This window comes from Paenibacillus phoenicis, from assembly GCF_034718895.1.
Taxonomy (GTDB): domain Bacteria; phylum Bacillota; class Bacilli; order Paenibacillales; family Paenibacillaceae; genus Fontibacillus; species Fontibacillus phoenicis.
Genome location: NZ_JAYERP010000001.1, coordinates 2,361,844 through 2,383,179, shown reverse-complemented (window position 1 = coordinate 2,383,179; position 21,336 = coordinate 2,361,844). Strand labels below are relative to the sequence as shown.

General features: G+C 55.1%; 14 protein-coding genes. 12 read left to right on the top strand and 2 right to left on the bottom strand.

Translation table 11 applies throughout. The features are described 5' to 3' along the window. Positions 1-180 precede the first annotated feature (180 nt). The 10 genes from U9M73_RS11160 to U9M73_RS11115 all read left to right on the top strand — a co-directional run bounded on the left by U9M73_RS11160 (position 181) and on the right by U9M73_RS11115 (position 11,461). Complete coding sequence (locus U9M73_RS11160; RefSeq protein ID WP_323077337.1) at positions 181-1,344, top strand: iron-containing alcohol dehydrogenase; 1,164 nt, start codon at positions 181-183, stop codon at positions 1,342-1,344. Between the two features lie 146 nt (positions 1,345-1,490). Beyond that, the gene (locus U9M73_RS11155; protein WP_009224363.1) at positions 1,491-2,021 is read left to right on the top strand and encodes an NfeD family membrane protein; all 531 of its coding nucleotides are present in this window, start codon (positions 1,491-1,493) and stop codon (positions 2,019-2,021) included. 24 nt (positions 2,022-2,045) lie between these two features. After that, a complete protein-coding gene (floT, locus tag U9M73_RS11150; protein ID WP_036644703.1) occupies positions 2,046-3,632 on the top strand; it encodes a flotillin lipid rafts scaffold protein FloT in 1,587 nt (528 codons plus the stop codon). A 191-nt stretch (positions 3,633-3,823) separates the two neighbouring features. Beyond that, complete coding sequence (gene glcT, locus U9M73_RS11145) at positions 3,824-4,669, top strand: glucose PTS transporter transcription antiterminator GlcT (RefSeq protein WP_323077335.1); 846 nt, start codon at positions 3,824-3,826, stop codon at positions 4,667-4,669. 234 nt (positions 4,670-4,903) lie between these two features. Then, positions 4,904-6,979, top strand: a complete 2,076-nt coding sequence (gene ptsG, locus U9M73_RS11140) for a glucose-specific PTS transporter subunit IIBC (protein ID WP_323077334.1) — start codon at positions 4,904-4,906, stop codon at positions 6,977-6,979. 131 nt (positions 6,980-7,110) lie between these two features. After that, positions 7,111-7,386: an HPr family phosphocarrier protein gene (locus U9M73_RS11135; RefSeq protein WP_009224359.1), complete on the top strand. Its 276-nt coding sequence runs from the start codon at positions 7,111-7,113 to the stop codon at positions 7,384-7,386. Continuing rightward, positions 7,379-9,091 (top strand): phosphoenolpyruvate--protein phosphotransferase, encoded by a 1,713-nt coding sequence (gene ptsP / locus U9M73_RS11130; RefSeq protein ID WP_323077331.1) that lies wholly within the window; start codon positions 7,379-7,381, stop codon positions 9,089-9,091. The genes U9M73_RS11135 and ptsP overlap by 8 nt, the downstream gene beginning before the upstream one ends. Positions 9,092-9,497: 406 nt before the next feature. Then, entirely contained in the window at positions 9,498-10,211 is a 714-nt protein-coding gene (locus tag U9M73_RS11125) for a DsbA family protein (protein ID WP_009224357.1), read from the top strand. Positions 10,212-10,226: 15 nt separating this feature from the next. After that, the gene (locus U9M73_RS11120; RefSeq protein WP_397376586.1) at positions 10,227-10,676 is read left to right on the top strand and encodes a disulfide oxidoreductase; all 450 of its coding nucleotides are present in this window, start codon (positions 10,227-10,229) and stop codon (positions 10,674-10,676) included. A 77-nt stretch (positions 10,677-10,753) separates the two neighbouring features. Next, complete coding sequence (locus U9M73_RS11115; RefSeq protein WP_323077329.1) at positions 10,754-11,461, top strand: hypothetical protein; 708 nt, start codon at positions 10,754-10,756, stop codon at positions 11,459-11,461. A 59-nt stretch (positions 11,462-11,520) separates the two neighbouring features. Here U9M73_RS11115 and U9M73_RS11110 read toward each other — a convergent pair whose 3' ends face one another. Next, positions 11,521-12,402: an AraC family transcriptional regulator gene (locus U9M73_RS11110; protein WP_009224354.1), complete on the bottom strand. Its 882-nt coding sequence runs from the start codon at positions 12,400-12,402 to the stop codon at positions 11,521-11,523. Positions 12,403-12,533: 131 nt separating this feature from the next. Between U9M73_RS11110 and U9M73_RS11105 the strand changes: the two genes are divergently transcribed. Further along, the gene (locus U9M73_RS11105; RefSeq protein WP_323077328.1) at positions 12,534-14,507 is read left to right on the top strand and encodes a glycoside hydrolase family 127 protein; all 1,974 of its coding nucleotides are present in this window, start codon (positions 12,534-12,536) and stop codon (positions 14,505-14,507) included. A gap of 46 nt (positions 14,508-14,553) precedes the next feature. On the opposite strand, the gene U9M73_RS11100 is transcribed toward U9M73_RS11105, so the two are convergent. Further along, positions 14,554-15,873 (bottom strand): MFS transporter, encoded by a 1,320-nt coding sequence (locus tag U9M73_RS11100; RefSeq protein ID WP_323077315.1) that lies wholly within the window; start codon positions 15,871-15,873, stop codon positions 14,554-14,556. A gap of 269 nt (positions 15,874-16,142) precedes the next feature. On the opposite strand from U9M73_RS11100, the gene U9M73_RS11095 reads away from it, so the two are divergent. Continuing rightward, positions 16,143-21,188: a WIAG-tail domain gene (locus tag U9M73_RS11095; RefSeq protein ID WP_323077314.1), complete on the top strand. Its 5,046-nt coding sequence runs from the start codon at positions 16,143-16,145 to the stop codon at positions 21,186-21,188. Positions 21,189-21,336: the final 148 nt, after the last annotated feature.

Genomic DNA, 21,336 nt, shown 5'->3' with positions numbered 1-21,336 from the left:
CGAATTAGAAGTAAAGGGGCGTTCCAAATCGATAAAGGTTTGGGATGATCCCTTTTTCTGTTTGTTATTTTGTTACAGTTAGAAGTATAATAGTTTGGGAGTTCGAAGAGGCTAGAAATAGCACCAGCGCATTGTAGAAACGCTCCATTTACATAACCAAATTTTAGGAGGAGTTACGGCATGGACAATTTCGTATTTCATAATCCAACCAAGCTGATCTTCGGCAAAGGCCAGCTGGAGGCGCTTAGCAACGAGGTGCCGGCTTACGGCAAAAAAGTGCTGCTAGTCTACGGCGGCGGCAGCATTAAACGCAGCGGGCTGTACGATCAAGTGACGGCCATTCTGCGGGAAATCGGCGCCGAAGTGACGGAGCTTGCGGGCGTTGAGCCGAACCCGCGTCTTTCGACGGTGCACCGCGGGGTCGAGCTGTGCAAATCCAACGGCATCGAGCTGGTTCTTGCCGTCGGCGGCGGCAGCGTGCTGGACTGCTCGAAGGCGATTGCCGTCGGGGCTAAATACGACGGGGATATGTGGGATTTCGCAGAGCGCAAAGCCGTACCGAAAGCCGCCCTGCCGCTCGGAACGGTACTTACGATGGCCGCAACTGGCTCCGAAATGAACGGAAACTCCGTCATTTCCAACGAAGAAACTAAGGAGAAGCTGGGTTGGAGCAGCAAGCTGGCTTATCCTGCATTCTCCATCCTTGATCCGCAGTTCACGGTTTCCTTGCCGAAAGACCAAACGGTGTACGGCATGGTGGATATCATGTCTCATGTATTCGAGCATTATTTCCATCCAACGCCAAACACTCCGCTGCAGGATGAGTTCTGCGAAGGGCTGCTGCGGACGGTGATCGAAACGGCACCGAAGCTGGTACAGGATTTGGAAAACTACGACCTCCGGGAAACGATTCTGCTGTGCGGCACATTGGCGCTGAACGGCGTGCTGAACATGGGCTTGTCCGGGGACTGGGCTACTCACAACATCGAACATGCTGTGTCGGCGGTTTACGATATTCCGCATGGCGGCGGCCTGGCCATCCTGTTCCCGAACTGGATGAAATATAACCTGAAGCAGGATGTCGCCCGCTTTAAGCGTCTGGCGATCAACGTCTTCCATGTCGATCCTGCCGGCAAGAGCGATGAGGCAGTGGCGCTTGAGGGCATCGAAGCGTTGCGGTCATTCTGGAACTCGATTGGCGCACCAAGCCGCTTGGCGGATTACGGCATTGACGACAGTCAACTGGAAGTTATGGCCGATAAAGCGGTCCGCTTTGGTTCGTTTGGCAATTTTGCCGTGTTGGATAAACAGGACGTGCTCGAAATTTATCGGATGTCGCTGTAAATCCCCACTTCATAGATCCCTACTTAAAATAACCGGTCTCACGACTTGGCGTCGTAGGCCGGTTTTTCTTTTTTTGAAACATATTTCACCAATTTACGTATTTAATTGTAGAGTCCAACAATATTTTGGGTAGAGGGAGGAACGGGATGGAAGCGCTGTTTTGGGGTTGTTTCGTCGGCGGTGCTTTGTTTGCCGTCATCAGCGCCGTGCTTGGTGACTTGATCGGAAGCTGGCTGGATGGCGTGTTTGATTTCCTGTCCGCGGATTTTCTCAAGCCGATCATCACGGCATCGGCGATCACGTCCTTTGGCGGAGCCGGTATTTTGCTGGACCGATACACCGGGCTTGGCACGGCTGTTGTAGTGGTTTTAGCGATAGTTGCAGCCGTCCTGCTGTCTGCTACCGTGTATTTCGCCTATGTGAAACCGATGGAGAACAGTGAAAATTCCACGGGATTCTCTGAATCGGAGCTGCCCGGTAAAATCGGCGAAGTCACCGTGCCCATTCCGGCGCAAGGGTATGGCGAAGTGATGGTGAAGCAGGTAGGCGGCAATTCGCTGCATATCGCCTCCAGCTGGGATCGGAAGGAGATTCCCGCCGGAACAGCCGTCGTTGTGATCGGGACGGCGAAGGACGGGACCGTCCAGGTTTCCGAGCTTTACCCCCACCCGATGTAATGCCAATTAAAGAAGAGGGAGCTGATGTCATTGTTCGAAAGTTTTCCGGATTTCCTACTGATCCCCGTGATCGTGATTGCAGTCATTGTCGTGCTTGGGCTGGCGTTTTGGGCAAGATACAAAACGGTGGGCCCCGATGAGGCGATGATTGTGACGGGGTCTTTTCTAGGCAGCAAAAACATTTCCGACGACCAATCCGGCCGCAAAATCAAAATCGTGCGCGGCGGCGGGGCATTTATCTGGCCGATCTTTCAGAAAGCCGAGTTTATGTCGCTGCTATCCCATAAGCTTGACGTGATGACGCCCGAGGTCTACACCGAGCAAGGGGTGCCGGTATCTGCAGACGGCGTGGCCATCATTAAAGTGGGCAGCTCGATCGAAGACGTCGCAACAGCCGCCGAACAATTTATGGGCAAACCCATCGAATCGCTGAAGGGCGAGGCACAGGAAGTGCTGGAAGGCCATCTGCGTTCCATCCTGGGCTCGATGACCGTTGAGGAAGTCTATCGCAACCGCGACAAGTTTGCTCAGGAAGTGCAAAGCGTCGCAGCCCGGGATCTGAAGAAAATGGGACTGCAGATCGTTTCGTTCACGATCAAGGACGTTCGTGATAAGCACGGTTATTTGGAGGCGCTTGGGAAGCCGCGGATCGCTGCGGTTAAGCGGGACGCCGACATCGCTGAGGCCGAAGCCCAGCGGGATGCACGGATCCAGAAAGCGCTGGCCGAGGAAGCTGGGCAGAAGGCCGAGCTGGTGCGCGATACGAACATCGCCGAGGCTGAGAAAGAGAAGGAACTGAAGGTAGCGTCCTTCAAGAAGGAGCAGGACACTGCCAGAGCCGAAGCCGACCAAGCTTATCACATTCAGGAAGCTCGGGCTAAGCAAGTGATGGTCGAAGAGCAGATGAAGGTCGAGCTGGTGCGGAAGGAACGGGAAATAGATCTGCAGGACAAAGAAATTATCGTCCGTCAGAAGCAATATGATGCTGAAGTGAAGAAAAAGGCCGATGCGGATCGTTATGCCGTCGAGCAGGCCGCCGAAGCGGAAAAAGCCCGGAAGATGCGGGAAGCCGATGCGCTGCAATACTCGATCGAAACGCAGGCCAAAGCTTCCGCTGAACAGAAGCGGCTAGAAGGCCTGGCGATTGCGGATGCCGAACGGGCCAAAGGGACGGCGGATGCCGAAATCATCCGTCTGCGCGGCTTGGCCGAGGCCGAAGCGAAGGAGAAGCTGGCCGAAGCGTTCCAGAAATTCGGCGAGGCGGCGATCCTCGATATCGTAATGAAGATGCTGCCGGAGCTGGCAAGCAAGATCGCTGCACCGCTGTCCTCCATCGACAAGCTGACCGTCGTCGATACCGGCAAAGGCGAGGGAGCCGCTCGCGTCAGCAACTACGTGACCGAGCTGATGGCCACAGCGCCTGACATGCTCAAGAGCGTCTCCGGGATCGAACTCGATCGGTTGATCCAAAGCCTGACCAAAGGCAAAGTTGTCGCCGCAACACCGGAGCTTGAGACGGCTTCCGTCAAGTCTGCAGCAGGCGGAAAGGTGCCAGATCCGGTTGTGCTGGAAACCGCGGCTTCGAAGGCAGCCGACCCAGACCAAAAGTAGGGCCTAAGGTGGCTTGACAACCGCCCTCCATCCGTGTATCTTGTCCTAGGATAAAAAGAAACCGGCGTCCCGCTCATCATCAGAGTGAGGACGCCTTTGAAATGCCTGGGAATCGGCTGACGGCGCCCAAAAAATCCATTATAATGGGCTTAACCGTTTTCGGAATATAGGAAAAGAGGTGCTACTGTGTTGTGAACAGCCTGCGCGTGGCCAAAGTGTTGAATAACAATGTCATCATCGCAAATCATCCGGAGCATGGCGAGGTCGTTGTCATCGGCAAAGGCATCGGATTTAACCGAAAAACGGGAGATTCCATTTCGCTGGAAGCCGTCGAGAAGATGTTTATCCTTACGAACCAGCAGGAGCAGGAGCAATACAAGCAACTCGTGCACCAGGTGGATGAACAGCTGATCGAGATCATCGGCGAAATTATTATGTATATTTCCGGGAAAACTCAAACCGAGCTTAATGAGCATATTCACATCGCGTTAACTGACCACTTGGCGTTTGCGATAAAACGGGCGGAGCAGGACATCGCGTTTCATAATCCATTTTTGTTCGAGACGAAGGAAATTTATCCGCTGGAATATGAATTGGCGGAATATGCCATTTGTTTGATCAAGGAGAGGCTGGGCATTGATCTTGGTGAAGACGAAATTGGCTTCGTTGCGCTTCACATCAACAGCGCCATCACCAACCGTCACATCAGCGAGGTCCGCGGACATGCCCAGTTGATCGCCGATTTGGTAGGCATCATCGAGAAGGAGCTTCGCTTCTCGATCCTCCGCAATTCGCTGGACTATTCGCGTCTGCTCACCCATTTGCGGTTCGCGATCGAGCGGATTCGGCGGGGAGAGCAAGTCGGCGAAGTCGACAAGCTGGAATTGCTGCTCAAGCAGGAGTATCCTGTGTTGTATTCGCTTGCCTATAAATTGACAAAAGTTATGGAGCAACGGCTCAAGCTGCCGGTTTATAAGGCAGAGGTTAGTTATTTAACCATGCATTTACACCGTGTGGCTCCGGCAAATCTTCAATAGCTTGCTTGCGCGAAAAAAGAAGGTCTGCTATAATTCCTAATGCATTAACACAACAACTTCATAATCACAATGTGTGACTGATTCGATCAGGCATGAGTTGATAAAGGTTTTTTTGGATTGTATTGGACGGTTACGGGGTATTATATCCGTAAGCGATCACGGTACAGCACAAATGACCTATATTGGCTCATGCCTGTTTTTGTTAGTCCACTATGTAATTACAGGAGGGTATTTATGTTTAAGCGTTTGTTTGGGGTTTTACAGCGGGTAGGTAAAGCGCTGATGCTTCCGGTAGCTCTTCTTCCGGCGGCAGGCCTGCTGCTCGGGATCGGTAATATGCTGGTCAGCCCTGAGTTCCTAAATTTGGTTCCCGCATTGGATAACCACGCTGTTCATGCTGTAGCTACAGTCATGATGAACGCCGGCCAAATCGTCTTTACGAACCTGGCCTTGCTGTTTGCAGTTGGCGTCGCCGTTGGTTTGGCAGGCGGTGAAGGGGTTGCCGGTCTGGCTGCCATTATCGGGTACCTCGTCATGAACGTGACGATGGGGACGGTCATTGGCGTGGTGCCGTCGATGATCGGAACCGATCCGGCCTATGCCAATGTACTTGGTATTCCAACGCTGGCAACGGGGGTATTCGGCGGTATTATCGTGGGTATCCTGGCTGCCGCAATGTATAACCGGTTCTTCCGGATTGAGCTTCCGTCTTACCTCGGCTTCTTCGCCGGGAAACGGTTCGTGCCGATTATGACGGCCGCTACTTCAGTTCTGCTCGGTTTGATGATGGTTGTCGTATGGCCACCGATCCAAACCGGATTAAACTTGGCTTCCCACTTTATGTTGGAGCAAAATCGGACGTTGTCCGCGTTTATTTTCGGGGTGGTCGAACGGGCGTTAATTCCGTTTGGTCTGCACCATATCTTCTACTCGCCGTTCTGGTTCGAGTTCGGCGAATACATCAATAGCGCAGGTCAGCTCGTGCGCGGGGACCAATCAATCTTCATGGCTCAGCTGCGTGACGGCGTGCCGTTTACAGCCGGTACATTTATGACCGGTAAATTCCCGTTCATGATGTTTGGTTTGCCTGCCGCTGCGCTGGCGATTTACCACGAAGCTCGTCCAGAGCATAAGAAATATGTGGCCGGGATTATGGGCTCGGCAGCATTGACTTCCTTCTTGACAGGGATTACGGAACCGCTGGAGTTCTCGTTCCTGTTCGTTGCACCGGCGTTGTTTGCCGTTCATACGATTTTCGCAGGTTTGTCCTTCATGACCATGCATCTCCTGGGAACGAAGATCGGGATGACCTTCTCCGGCGGTTTGATCGACTTCCTGATTTTCGGGGTGATTCCAAACCGGACACCTTGGTGGAACGTCATCATCGTTGGTCTGATCCTGGCGGTCATCTACTATTTCGGTTTCCGTTACGTGATTCGCAAGTTTAACCTGAAAACGCCGGGCCGCGAAGATCAAGTTGCCGATGAGGAAGGTGCAGCTGGAGGAGCAACTTCTCAGGACGATTTGCCGCATAATATCTTATCCGCGCTGGGCGGTCAAGAGAATATCGTTCACCTGGATGCCTGCATCACCCGGCTGCGTGTTGAAGTTAAGGATAAATCGAACGTCAACAAGGATCAGCTCAAGAAGCTGGGCGCTTCCGGTGTGCTTGAAGTAGGCAACAACATCCAAGCGATCTTCGGAACGCGTTCCGACACGATCAAATCGCAAATTGCCGATATTATGAGCGGCAAGACACCGCGGCCTGCGGAAAACTCCGAAGCAGCTGTGAAGACCGAAGAAGTTAAACCTGCTGAAGTGGAACAACAAGCGGCCCAAGACGGCGACGCGATCATCAAGGAAGATATCGTGATGCCGGTGGACGGTGAGCTGATGGACATTTCCAATGTACCTGATCCGGTGTTCTCGGAACGAATGACCGGCGACGGATTTGCAGTGCTTCCGCACGACGGCGTGATTGGTTCCCCGGTTTACGGGAAAGTATTTAACGTCTTCCCAAGCAAGCATGCCATCGGCATCATGTCGGACGGCGGGAAAGAAGTGCTGGTGCACATCGGCGTAAATACCGTCAAGCTGAAAGGCCAAGGCTTTAATGTACTGGTGAAGGAAGGGGATCTGGTCGCTGCTGGACAACCGATCCTGGAAGTGGACCTGGATTATGTGAAAGAGCATGCACCATCCATCATTTCGCCAATCGTCTTCTCGAACCTGCCAGAGGGCGCGTCCGTGAAGCTGAACAAAACCGGCAAGCTGTCCAAAGGCGAAGCCGACATCGTCACCATCAAGTAAAGCTCCAATGCGCCGTCGTTCTATCACGGCGGTGCATTTGGCATTGGTTCCCACGTTCCCTTACAATAGGGTGAGGAGCGTATCATATATCATTTTCCAAAAATTATAATCAGAAAGCGAGAGGATCACTCATGGAAAGAATGTTCAAAATTACGGATGAAGACGGAATTCATGCACGCCCGGCAACGGCTCTGGTGAACACTGCTAACAAATTCAAGGGGGCCGAATCCTTCGCTGAAGCCGGCGGCAAGAAAGTGACCCTGAAATCGATTCTCGGCGTACTGTCCTTGGGTCTGGAACAAGGCGATTCGCTGAAGCTGATCGTTGAAGGCGAAGAGGCCGAGGCAGCACTTCAAGCGCTCACCGAAGTGATGGTTAACGAAGGGCTTGGAGAAGTGAATGCTTAAGATCGAAGGTATTGCCGCTTCGGCTGGCGTGGCCATCGCCAAAGCTTTCAAGCTGGAGCATCCCGACTATACGATTCATCGTCGGGATGCTTCCGATTCCGCTGCGGAACTGGCACGTTTGGACGAAGCTTTGGCCAAATCTCAACAAGAGCTTGAAGCGATCAAAGAGCGCACGCTTCAAGAGCTTGGTGAGAAGAAAGCGGAGATTTTTGAATCTCATTTGTTGATCTTGAACGACCCTGAGCTGTTGACGCCGGTTCGCGATAAAATTACCGCTGAGAGCGTTAGTGCGGAATACGCTTTGAATGAAACCGCAAATGAATTCATCACGATGTTTGAAAATATGAAAAGCGCCTACCTCAAGGAACGCGCAGCAGATATGCGGGACGTCACCAAGCGTGTGCTTACGCATTTGCTCGGACTGAATTACGTCAATCCGGCTGACATCAATGAGGAAGTCATCGTGATTGCGGAAGACTTGACGCCGTCGGATACGGCACAGTTGAATCGCAATTACGTCAAGGGCTTTACAACGAATATTGGCGGCCGCACGTCGCACTCGGCGATTATGGCCCGCTCGCTGGAAATCCCGGCGGTTGTCGGCACCAAAGAGGTGCTGGACAAGGTAAACAGCGGCGATCTTGTGATCGTGGATGGATTGGACGGCAGCGTCATCATCAATCCGACCGAGGATGTCCTGAGCGAATACAAAGCGAAACGTGATAAGTACCTGGTGCAGATCAAAGAATGGAAGAAGCTGCGCGAGGTGCAGACGATGTCCAAAGACGGCGTTCACGTGGAATTGGCCGCGAACATCGGCACGCCAAACGACGTGGCTGGCGTACTGGAGAACGGCGGTGAAGGGGTAGGCCTGTACCGGACGGAATTCCTGTACATGGGCCGCACAGAGCTGCCTTCAGAGGATGTTCAATTTAATGCTTACAAGACCGTGCTGGAAAAAATGGAAGGCAAGCCGGTTGTTGTCCGCACGTTGGATATCGGCGGCGATAAAGAGCTGCCGTATTTGAATTTGCCGAAGGAACTGAACCCGTTCCTGGGCTTCCGAGCGATTCGCCTGTGCCTGGAGCAGAAGGACTTGTTCCGCACGCAGCTGCGCGCCTTGCTTCGCGCCAGCGTATACGGCACATTGCGTATCATGTTCCCAATGATCGCAACATTGGATGAATTCCGTGCGGCGAAGGCGCTGCTCCTGGAAGAGAAGGAGAAGCTGCAAGCCGAAGGCGTTCAAGTCTCCGACGAGATCCAACTCGGCATTATGGTGGAGATTCCTTCGACTGCGGTCCTGGCCGATCAGTTCGCCAAAGAAGTGGACTTCTTCAGTATTGGTACCAACGACCTTATTCAATATACAATGGCAGCCGATCGCATGAACGAACGCGTATCTTATTTGTACCAGCCATATAACCCATCGATTTTACGCTTGGTGAAAATGGTCATCGATGCAGCGCACAAAGAAGGCAAGTGGGCCGGCATGTGCGGCGAAATGGCTGGCGATGCAACGGCGATTCCGTTGCTGCTCGGACTTGGGCTGGACGAATTCAGCATGAGCGCGACTTCGATCCTGCCGGCTCGTTCGCAAATCTCCAAGCTGTCCAAAGCGGAAATGGAGCAGCTGGCGGCGAAGGCGCTGCAAATGCAGACGGCTGAACAAGTCGTCGAGCTGGTTCGCTCTATCGAAGCATAAGAATTGTTAGATTCGTAAGAATTTAAGATCTTTTCCAACTGGAAATACGGGTTTCCTCTTGAACCGGTGCCGTTAGGGCGCCGGTTTTTTTCTTGGTTGCGGCTTTATAGAGGTGTCTGGCTCTCTTTTTAACGATTATCCCGTTGCATCAGGGGGTGGGGAACACAGAATGGCTTGGATAAATAGGATCTATCTTGATCCCCTATTTCTGAAGGAAAGGGATAATGGTGTAAAAGAGGCCTGAAGAGGCATAAATCTTTGATGAGTACGAACCATCACACTTTTTCGTTGGGAAGGTCCTGCGAGGTTCTGGGTTCAACTTGACGAATCTTGCTTTTGTAACTAGAATGGTTGCAGGATAAAACGTATTTTGAAATTGAACTATTAAATAGAAAGAAGGGATCGCATGCCGCCGAAAACAACAAAGAACGCTTTGGCCAAGCGCAAAGCCGAACAACAAAAGCTGCAGCAGCAATTAAAGAGGAGACGACTGATCTGGTTTTCGACCGTGGGGTTGCTTCTGATTCTGATCATCGTCGTGTTGACGATTCAGCCGAAACCGAAGCCTGTCGAATTTGATTATGCTGCGCTGCCTGTGTTAGGACAAGCTGATGCCCCGGTAAAGATTGTAGAGTTCGGGGATTATCAATGTCCGTCGTGTAAACATGTAAATGAACTGATTAAGCCGGAATTGGTGAAGGATTATATAGATCAAGGTAAAGTCGCTTTTTATTTCATGAATCTGCCGTTTATCGGCTCCGATTCCTTTACGGCCGCGCTGGCCGCTCAATCGGTGTATCATCAAAGCAATGATGCGTTCTGGAAGTATTTCGATGCGATTTTTGAACGCCAGGGGGAGGAGAACAACGGTTGGGCTTCGCCTGAATTTTTGGTCAATCTGGCCAAAGAACTGGAGCTGCCCATCGATTACGACCTGCTGCAGAAAGATATCGCCGAAGCAACGTACCAGGACGAGGTGCAAGCGCAGTTGGCTCGAGGAGACAAGCTGGGCGTAGACAGCACGCCGACGTTCTTCATCAACGGTATTGAATATGCCGGCAACCTAGGCGATTATGAGACGCTGAAGAAGACCATCGATAACGAATTGGCCGGAGAATAAGAATATGAGGGAGGAATGGGGATGATGCGGGGGTTTTTGAAGGACTATGGCATCTACCTCGCCTGGCTGGTTGCGATGGTCGCGACGGCGGGCAGCTTGTATCTAAGCGAAGTGCTGCATTATGAGCCGTGCCGGCTGTGCTGGTTCCAGCGGATCTTCATGTACCCGCAGGTCATCTTGCTGGGGATCGCCGCGTATAAGAACGACCGTCAGATCATTCCATACGTGCTTCCGCTCAGCATCATCGGCGGCATGATCTCCATCTATCATTACAGCGAGCAAAAAATCCCGGCGTTAGCCAAGCTGCTTCCCTGCAAAATTGGCGTACCTTGCAACGTCGATTACTTAGGCCAAGGCTGGCTCGGATTTATTACGATTCCGTTTATGGCGCTGGTCGCTTTCGTGCTGATCGTCCTGTTCTTGTTGGCCGCTCGCGAGGGCAAAGAAACTGCTGAGGAACAATAATACCTGCAATATTTCCCTCCCTCGTGATGGCAACTTTTTTGAGGTTCGGCCCGTCTGTATATGCGGGGGTGTTCGAAGTGAACAACAAGAATGTACTAAAAACGAAATGGAAGAAGACCACCGGCTGGCTGGGGATGATTCTGCTGGTGCTCTCGCTGACCGCGTGCTTCGGGAACAGTTCCGAGCCTGGGATGAATGCAAGCGGTGAAACGAACGGGAACCAGACGGATACAGACAACAACGCGCCGGATGACACCGCAGCCGAAACGAAGCAGGGGACGGCTCCTGCCACAGAGTCGACGGACTCCGGTGCAACATCGGAGCTGCCGGCTGAGAAATCGATCGAGGTTGAGCTGGAAGGCATGAAAGAGACGCGAACCGCCACTTTGCAGAGGGGCGAGGGCTACGCTTTTTATATGTTCGACATCTTCTCCTTTGATGCCAAAACCAACAAGTTAATGATGAATTACGACTCAGACTATCATGTGGTCATTACCAAGCTGCCTGCCGACTACAACATCGAGGAGCTGGCGAAGTCGGCCAAAAGCGAGATGTCTAAAATCGGTAAAGTCGAGCAGCGTACCGGCGACCAGCTCTACGAAACGATGCGAGATGCCGAGCTGTTCTTGATCGCCCAAGGCAAGGGGCTGACCCAGCAGTATATCGTCAAGAACATAGGCGGGCAAGGATTTGCCTTTCTGCTGAATTCGCCGCATGGCGAAGCATCGGAAGGCTTTAGCCCGCTGGCGTTCGCGTCCATCAACACCGTTGTGGCAACGAATTAACACGAACTAAAGCTAAACCGTCCGCGCAGGGCTTCTGCAGCGGGCGTTTTTTTACCTCCTCATGACATATATCGCTTGCGGAACTCGCGGGGAGAGCAGCCATTTTTGAAGGCAAACCGGTTCGAGAAATAGGGAGTGCTGTTGAAGCCAACGTAAGAAGCAATATCCGCAATCGGCCACTCCGTGGTGAGCAGCAGCAGCTTGGCTTGCTCTAACCGGTAATGCAGCAAGTAATCGTTGGGCGTCATGCCATACACCTGCTTCATGCAGCGCGTGATGTAGTTATAGTGGTAATGCAGCGCATCGGCCATCTGCCCGCTGTTGAGCTCCGAACGGAAATTGCTTTTGATGTAGGCTTCAGCCTTTTCCGCAACGGTCACTACCGGGGAGGCATGTGATTCTAACTGCCGGAGATCCATCGCACGAAGCAGCTCCTCGAACCGCTGCTGCCGGTTCCAAAACGCCCGGGATTGACGTTCCCCTAGGCTCTCCAGCAGCTGCCGGAACAAGCGGAACGTCTGGTCGGGAGAGGGGAGGTCCCACGCTTTCGGCAGATGCAGGGAATATGGCGAAGCCAGGAAACGGCTGTAATGCTCGTCCGCGTCCGGATAGAGGTGATCGGCTTCCTCTGCCGGAAGCTGCTGCCAGGCACAGACCGTATGAAAATGCAGCCAGTAAAACGACGTAGGCTCTTCGCACGGCTTCACCGCGTAATGGTGCCGATCGGGCAACAGCAGCAGCGATTGGCCGGCCCCCAGACTCCAGGATTGCCCCGCCTCCCCGAGGTATAACGTGCCAGATTCCACGACGATCCAATCAAAAATACCGATATTCCGCCGGTTGGGATGTTCGTCTCCGGGCTGATATACGGTATGTCCGCATTCCAAAAAATAGGGCAAGGGCGGCGCCGTCAGCTGCACCAGGTCGGTTGGTTTCGGCAAGGCACTCTCCTCCGTTTCGAGTGTGAAATATTATAACTTTGAGGTTGATAGAATTCGTATTTCGTTCTAAATATATGAGATAAAATGAGATTTGTCAGTATGATTTTTTGAAAAAAGGAGGGGGCTTTGCGATGAAGCTAGCCGGGCAAATGCCGCGTTCCGAGCGGGTTGCGCTGAATCGAGTGAACATCCGCGACGAATTTTGGAGTTACTATATCCGTTTAGTGAAGGATGTGGTTGTCCCTTATCAATGGGAGGCATTAAACGATCGGGTGGAAGGAGCCGAACCTAGCGGCGCTGTACGCAATTTTCAAATTGCCGCAGGGCAAGTTCAGGGTGAATATTACGGGCTGGTGTTCCAGGACAGCGATTTGGCGAAATGGCTGGAAGCGGCAGCTTATATTTTGGAAGCGGATCCAAATCCGGAGCTGGCGGCGATCGCCGACGGGTTAATTGACACAATGGCCTTGGCGCAGCGGGAAGACGGGTATTTGAACACGTATTATATCCTGAAGGAGCCGGGCAAGCGCTGGACGAATTTGACGGAATGCCATGAGCTGTATTGCGCGGGACATTTAATCGAAGCGGGAGTCGCCTATTATCGGGCCACAGGCAAAAGAAAGCTGCTCGACGTGGTCATCAAGTTCGCGGATTACATCGACAGCGTGTTTGGCAGGGAGCCCGGCAAGTTGCCGGGGTACGACGGCCATCAGGAAATCGAGCTGGCGCTCGTCAAGCTGTACGAGGTGACCGGACAGGAGCGATATTTGCGTCTAAGCCAATATTTCCTTGAGCAACGGGGGCAGAAGCCTTCCTTCTTCGAGGAAGAACTCAAGCGCCGGGGCGGTCAAACGCACTGGGCAGGGCATGCAGATCACGTTGACCTCACTTACCATCAGGCGCATCTGCCGGTACGGGAGCAGGAGACAGCGGTGGGCCATGCTGTGCGGCTGCTGTATATGTTGACCGGGATGGCCGATGTTGCGGCGTTAACCGGTGACGAGTCGATGCTGGCCGCCTGCCGCAAGCTATGGGACAACATTGTCGGCAAGCAGATGTATATTACCGGCGGGGTGGGCTCCATGCCGCAGGGCGAGGCGTTTTCGTTTGATTACGACCTGCCAAATGACACGGTGTATTCGGAGACTTGCGCTTCCATCGGGTTGATCTTCTTCGCCCAGCGGATGCTGCGGATTTCGCCGGACTCGAGATACGCCAATGTGATGGAGAGGGCTTTATACAACACGGTTGTCGGTGGAATGGCCCGGGACGGCAAGCATTTCTTCTATGTGAATCCGCTGGAAGTCGACCCGAAGGCTTGCGGGGGCGCCAATCATAAGTTTGACCATATAAAAACGGTTCGTCAGGAATGGTTCGGCTGTGCCTGCTGTCCGCCGAACATCGCCCGGCTGCTGGCATCGCTTGGCGAATACATCTATACAGTGCAAGGCGATACGGTATATGCTCATCTCTATATCGGCGGGGAAGCCGAATTGCAAACGAGCGGCGGCAAGGTGAAGCTGACGCAAACGACCAATTACCCTTGGGGTGGAAACGTGCGGTTTGAGGTGCAGCCGGAGGGAGAAGGCCGCTTTACACTGGCGTTGCGGCTGCCGGATTGGTGCCCGGAAGCGAGTCTCCAGGTGAACGGAGAAGTGGTGGACCTGGAGGGAGCTTTGCTTCAGGACGGCTACATCCGGCTGGCGCGGCAATGGTGTGCAGGGGATGTTGTGGAGCTGAAGCTGGCGATGCCGGTGACACGTATGTACAGCCATCCTCTCGTACGTGGAAACGCCGGCAAGGTGGCGCTGCAGCGCGGCCCGCTCGTCTATTGCCTGGAGCAGGCCGACAACGGCGCGAACCTGCATGAGCTGGTGTTGCCGCGGGAGGCCGAGCTTCACGCGGAATACGAAGCCGAACTTCTTGGCGGCATCGTTACCGTGCGGACCGAGGCGGTCCGCATCACCAGGCCGGACTGGGACGGCGGGTTGTACAGCGCGTCCCCGCGTCTGACGGAGCAACCGGCAGCGCTTAAGTTCATCCCGTATTACGCCTGGGCCAATCGCGGCGAAGGGGAAATGATGGTTTGGGTGCGCGAGCGCTAAATGTTTGCTTGCGATGGACCGGCATGGGTTGTAGAAGGGTATCAGCTCACTGAACGTTCCACAGCCGGGTTCGCACGTAAACGGCCAGGACGATCAGATTCCATATCGCGCAGGTGATAAAGATCACGCTTGTGCCCCACCAGGCGATGACCCAACCGGAAGCGTAGACGGCGATAGGCATGCCGATCCGGAAGCAGGTCCCGGTAATTCCGGCGATTCGTCCCATCAGCGGCGCCGGCGTCTGCTCTTGGCGGAAGGCGTACACCGACACGCTGTACAAGGTCGCGGCAAATCCGGATAGGAAAAGGGCGACTGCAAACATCACGAGGCCATCGATAAGAAACAGAAGGAGATAAGCGATGACGTTCAGCAAGATGGATGCGCCAAACACCTTGCCCAGGCCCCAGGATTGTCTTAACCGACTGAGCAGCAAGCTTCCGGCAAGACCTCCGGCACCTGAAGCCGAGAGTACAACGGCTAGCAGGGACGAGGACAATCCCAGATCGTCCTTGGCGTAGTAGATCGATGTCGTACTGATCACCGTGTACGTACAGTTTAGAAACACGACGAACACGGTCATCAACACGAGCGGCTTGTTCACGCAAAAGGCGCGCCAGCCCTCCAGAAACTCCGCGGCGAATCGGGATTGCCGCGGGGTTTCTTTTTTCTCCGCCAATTTTAGTCTAGTAAATAACCCCATGCATATCAGGTAACAGAACGACGTGATGAGCAATCCATCGGAGATGTCGGATAACATCAGGATCAGACCGGACAACGCTGGCCCCATAATGCCAACAAACGTTTCGGCAAAGCTCAGCTTGGCATTGGCGCTTGTCAGTTCCCGGACCGGGACACTCAGCTTGATAAGGCTGACTTCGGCATTAAAATATCCATAATTCAGCGTCATCAGCAGGAAGCCGATGGCGTAATAGACCGGCAGCAGATGAATCCCGCTTCGGAACAAGACGGCAAAGGCAAGGAGCAGCATCGCCTGCAGCCCGATCATCCAGAGGATCCAGCGTTTTTTGTTGACGCGGTCAACTAAGACGCCGATGAAGATGGCGAAGAAGAAGTTGGGCAGCAGCTCCGCGGTTTTCATACTGCTCATGGCCACAGAGGAATGGGTAATGTCGTACATCATCAGCGGAAGGATGATTTCATAGAGCTTCCCCCCGAAGCTTAACAGCACGACGCTTGTCAAAATGATCGCAAACGAGCGGCGATAGCCGAGGTTTGGTGCAGTAGTGGGGCTTTTTTCAGCAGATAGGAGTATGGCCGTGTTAGGTTCCTCTGACGCCTCTGGGACGGCCGGGCTAACGTTAACGGATGCTTTCTGAGCGGTGTTTATGGCGAGATCGGTTTTCATGTCTAGTTGCCTCCAAGACTTGAGCTTAAAGGATGTTCCGCGAACTTCGGTGAACTTTGGCGTGCTTCGACGTACCTTCCGAATTCTTACGCGTAAGGTTATTGTAACGTGCGGCCGTTCTGCTAAAAACGGTAGAAATCGGGGAAACCATTTCATCTTTTTTCAGGAGGCAGCGTGCTGCGGCAATCAGGCCCAAAAGCTGTGACAAGAGCCTAACCCCCCGCATATGATACCAAAGATTATTATATTGGCAAAGGAGAGGGCGGCTCTTGAAGAGACATAAATCAACAAAATCAAGTAGACCAAAGAAATCGCTCTATTACGTAGATAACCCGAATATCAACGAACTTAAGCTGCTGGAGGAACGAAAGGAATCGTCGCGATCCGGGGACAAGAGGTTTGAACTTCATGAAAGCCCAGCGCCCGTACTGCCCGCGTTGCCGGAGCAAGAGAAAGAGGCCGCGACGGCATCACCCGGAGCAGATCCGGAGCATGGAAACGTTGACGGAAACCAGGCGCTGCAGGAACTGCTGAGTGAAAAAACCGCGCCGCACCAAGAACGGGGCATTATTTATACCGACGATCTCATCGATGAGGCCGTCACCGGGGAGAAAATTGCGCCGTATACGATCGATGCTTCGCGGATCATGCGGGGGACGATCGACACCGCTTGGATCGCCGATTACGCCGTGGAGAACATCAAGCTGGCCGATCGGGCGGTGACCTCCTCCAAAATCGCTCCTTCCTCCGTGAACGGCAGCCACTTGGTTGACGGTTCGATCGAAGGCTGGGCGATCCGGGATCATTCCATCGGCGGAGAGAAGCTGGTTGACGGCAGCATCACCCCGGAGAAGCTGGCGGATCGGGTGATCACCGGGGAGAAGCTGGCAGAAGGGGCGGTGGAGAGCCGGCATCTGTCGGAATGGATCGTAACGTCCGAGCTCTTGCAGGACCAAGCTGTAACGGGGGATAAAATCCGCAGCGGTGCCGTAAATGCGCAGCATTTGGCCAACGGAGCGGTCGACACCTCTAAGCTGGGAGAGGCCTCTGTGACAACATCGAAGCTGCGCGATCACTCCGTAACGGGAGAGAAGCTGGCGGAAGGGGCGGTGGAAAGCCGCCATCTGGCGGATCACAGCATTACTTCGCGGCATTTGGCACCCGGTATGATCGACCGGGAACTGCTGGCTTGGTCCAGTGTCGGCGCGGAGCAGCTGCAGGAAGGGAGCGTTACTTCCGCTCATTTAGGTGAAATGGTGATTGAATCCCACCATCTTGCGTCAGGAGCCGTGGGCAGCGAACATGTTCAGCCTGGCAGTATTGGTCAGGAGCATATCGCTGACAAGGTCATCCAGGCGCGGCATCTTGCCGATAAATCGATCCCTTCCACGAAGCTGGCCGACCAGTCTGTGGGCACCTCGCATATCATCGAGCAGGCGGTAACCTCGTCCAAGATCGCCGATCAAAGCGTGCTGCCGGGGAAAATCGCGGACGAAGCCGTATTGACACGGCACTTGGCCAAAGGGGCCGTGCAATCGCCGCAGCTTGCGCGGGGAGCGGTTACCGGCAAGCACCTGTCCGAAGGAGCGGTGCAAAGCAGTCACCTTGCTTCGGAAGCGGTGCAGGAATGGCATCTGGCCGATGCGGCGGTCACCCGGCAGAAGCTGGCGTCCGCCGAGGTGACCGCGGAGCACCTGGCGGATGGAGCGGTTGCGACGAATCATCTGCAGCCAGGCAGCGTCACGGCCGACAAACTGGCTAAAGACAGTGTGACGAGCCGCGCGATCGCTCCGGCCGCGGTGACGGAGTCCGCCATCGGTGCACAGCAAATCACGGCCGACCATTTGGGATCGGGTATCGTGCAGACCCGGCATTTGGCGACGGGCTCCGTCACCCGCGGCCAGATCGCACCCGGTGCGATTCGGGAGGAGCACCTGGGGGTTGGCGTCATCTTCTCGCCGCATCTCCAGGATCATGCGGTCACCAGCTTGAAGCTGTCGCCGGAAAGCGTGACAACGGATAAGCTGGGGGATCTGGCGGTCACGGTTGCGAAGCTGGCGAACAGCAGCGTGACCGGTCCGAAACTGGCGGCGCAAGCCGTGGACGCCGGGCATTTGGCCCCCGGTGCCGTCGGGTCGGAAGCTCTGTCCGCTGGCGCGGTTGGAGCCGATCATCTGGCCGCTGGGGCTGTACAGAGCAAGCATTTGGCCGAAGGCAGTGTAACGGGACGCCACCTGGGCGACGCAGCCGTGGGCTCCCGCCATATTGCCGCCGAAGCCATCGAAGCCGGACATCTGTCTGCCGAGTTGCGGCAGAGCGGGTTACTTCCCGAGGCGGGGATCCGCGGTAAGGACCTGCAGGCGGGCGCCATCACCAGCCTGCACCTGCAAGCCGGTGCGGTTGATACGGACGCGTTAGGTGAGCAGGCGGTTGGCAGCTCCCATCTTCAGGAGGGGGCGGTGCAAAGCGGTCACCTGGCGGAGGCGTCTGTCCAAAGCCGGCATTTGGCTGAAGGGGCGGTACAAAGCGAGCATTTGGCCAAAGGCAGCGTGACTGACCGCCACCTCGGAGTCTCGGTGATCGGATCTTACCACATCGCTCCGGAATCGATCAGCGCTGCCCACATGATCCCTGCCTTGCGCCAAAGCGGGCTGCTGCCTGTCGCCGGGATCGACGGGGAGGCTCTGCAGCCGGGAGCTATCGCCAGCCAGCACCTGCAGGCAGGCGCAGTTGGCTCCAAAGCGCTGGGTGAGCAGGCGGTTGGCAGCTCCCATCTTCAGGCAGGTGCGGTGCAAAGCGGCCATCTGGCGAAGGCGTCCGTCCAAAGCCAGCACCTGGCCGAAGGCGCGGTGCAAAGCGAGCATTTAGCCGAGGGGAGCGTGGAGTCACGGCACCTTGGAAAGGCGGTGGTGGAAGGCACCTATATCGCTCCCGAAGCCGTAAATTACGAGCACTTGTCCGCAGAGCTCCAGCAGCAGGGTCTGTTGCCGGCCGAAGGGATCAGTGGGGATGACTTGCAGGCCGGGTCGATTACCAGCCGGCATCTGCAAGCTGGTGCGGTGAACGCTACAGCGCTGGGTGAGCAGGCGGTTGGCAGCGGCCACTTACAGAGCGGTTCCGTGTTGAATCGCCATCTGGCAGATGGGTCCATTCAAAGCCGGAACTTGATCGCAGGCGCGGTGCAAAGCGAGCATTTAGCCGAGGGGAGCGTGGAGTCCCGGCACCTTGGGGAGGCCGTGGTGGAAGGCACCCATATCGCTCCCGAAGCCGTGAATCACGGACACTTGTCTGCCGAACTGCAGCAACAGGGTCTGTTGCCGGCCGATGGGATCAGCGGGGATGATTTGCAGGCCGGGTCGATTACCAGCCGGCATTTGCAAGCCGGTGCGGTAAATGCCATAGCTCTAGGCGAGCAGGCGGTTGGCAGCGGTCACCTGAAGGCGGGTTCCGTGTTGAACCGCCATCTGGCAGATGGGTCCGTCCAAAGCCGGAATCTTGCTGAAGGCGCTGTGCAAGGCGGGCATTTGGCCGAAGGCAGCATCACCTCCCAGCATCTTGGGGAGGCCGTGGTGGAAGGCACCCATATCGCTCCCGAAGCCGTGAATCACGGACACTTGTCTGCCGAACTGCAGCAGCACGGTCTCTTGCCTGCAGAAGGCATCAGCGGGGAGGATCTGAAGCCGTCGTCCATCACCAGCCGTCATCTGCAACCCGGCGCGGTTGGCTCCGAAGCGCTGGGCGAGCAAGCGGTGGGCAGCGGTCATCTGAAGGCAGGTTCCGTGTTGAACCGCCATCTGGCAGATGGGTCCGTCCAAAGCCGGAATCTAGCTGAAGGCGCCGTGCAAAGCGGGCATTTGGCCGAAGGCAGCATCACTTCCCAGCATCTTGGGGAGGCCGTGGTCGACAGCTCGCATCTTGCCCCCGAAGCTGTGAATGCCTGGCATTTATCGGCTGAGCTGCAGCAGCATGGTCTGTTGCCTGCAGAAGGCATCAGCGGGGAGGATCTGAAGCCGTCGTCCATCACCAGCCGTCATCTGCAACCCGGCGCGGTTGGCTCCGAAGCGCTGAGCGAGCAAGCGGTGGGCAGCGGTCATCTGAAGGCAGGTTCCGTGTTGAACCGCCATCTGGCAAATGGGTCTGTCCAAAGCCGGAATCTAGCTGAAGGCGCCGTGCAAAGCGGGCATTTGGCCGAAGGCAGCATCACCTCCCAGCATCTTGGGGAGGCCGTGGTCGACAGCTCGCATCTTGCCCCTGAAGCCGTAAATGTCTCGCATCTATCGGCTGAGCTGCAGCAACACGGTCTCTTGCCTGCGGAAGGCATCAGCGGGGAGGATCTGAAGCCGTCGTCCATCACCAGCTGGCATCTGCAATCCGGCGCGGTTGGCTCCGAAGCCCTGGGTGAGCAAGCGGTGGGTAGTGGTCATCTGCAAGCCGGTTCCGTGCAAGGCGTGCACTTGGCAGAGGGGACGGTCCAAGGCTTCCACTTGGATCATGGAGCAGTCCAAGGTGAGCATTTGGCGGAAGGCGTTGTGTCGGAACGCCATCTGGGCGAAGCGGTTGTAGGCACTCGCCATCTGCAGGAAGGCGTGGTGCACAGCGAGCAATTGGCAAATGCCGCCGTTCAAAGCCATCACCTGGCCGAGGACGCCGTGCAAAGTGCGAACTTGGCAGCAGAAAGCGTGGAGTCCCGGCATTTAAGCGATGCAGCAGTGAATGCCCACCATATCGCTCTCGAAGCCGTCAATATTTGGCATCTGTCCACCGAGATTCAGCAACACGGTTTGCTGCCTGAGGAAGGGATCGGCGGCGAAGACATCCAGCCTTCTTCCATCGGCCGGGGGCATCTGCAACCCGGTGCAGTGGATGCAGGGGCTTTGGCTGTAGGCGCGGTTGGGGCGGAACATTTGCAGCCAGCGTCGGTAGAGAACGCCCATTTGGCGCCAAATGCGGTCGACAGCGCTATACTAGCGGATGAGGCCGTTGGGACTCGCCACTTGCAGCCGGGCTCCGTTGGAGTGGAGCAGCTCAACTTTGCTCCGGTAACCACGCTGGCAGGCCAGCCGGCGGAGATGCAATTTGGCATGGTTCCGTTCCTGCTGAAGCCTCATGAGGAGGAGGCGACGGTTAAGATCAAATTTGAATCGCCGTTTGCTTCGTCCAACTACGTTGTCGTTGCGATGACCAATCACCCTGCGTATTATACTTCGCTGAAGGAGCAATCGCCTGGCTCGGCTGTCATCACGATATCCAAGCTGAAGGACACTAGCGTCAACTACGGAATCGTAACGTGGATGGCGATTGGCAACACGCAGTAACGTCTTCTAAAACACAATAGAGTCAGCTAGAATACTCGCTTGTATAACAGCCGTCGGGAACCATCCCGGCGGCTGTTTTCTTCAGCTAAGCCATAACAAAGTGACATATCTTTCAGGCTATGTGATTTTGCGTACAGCGTTTTTGCGT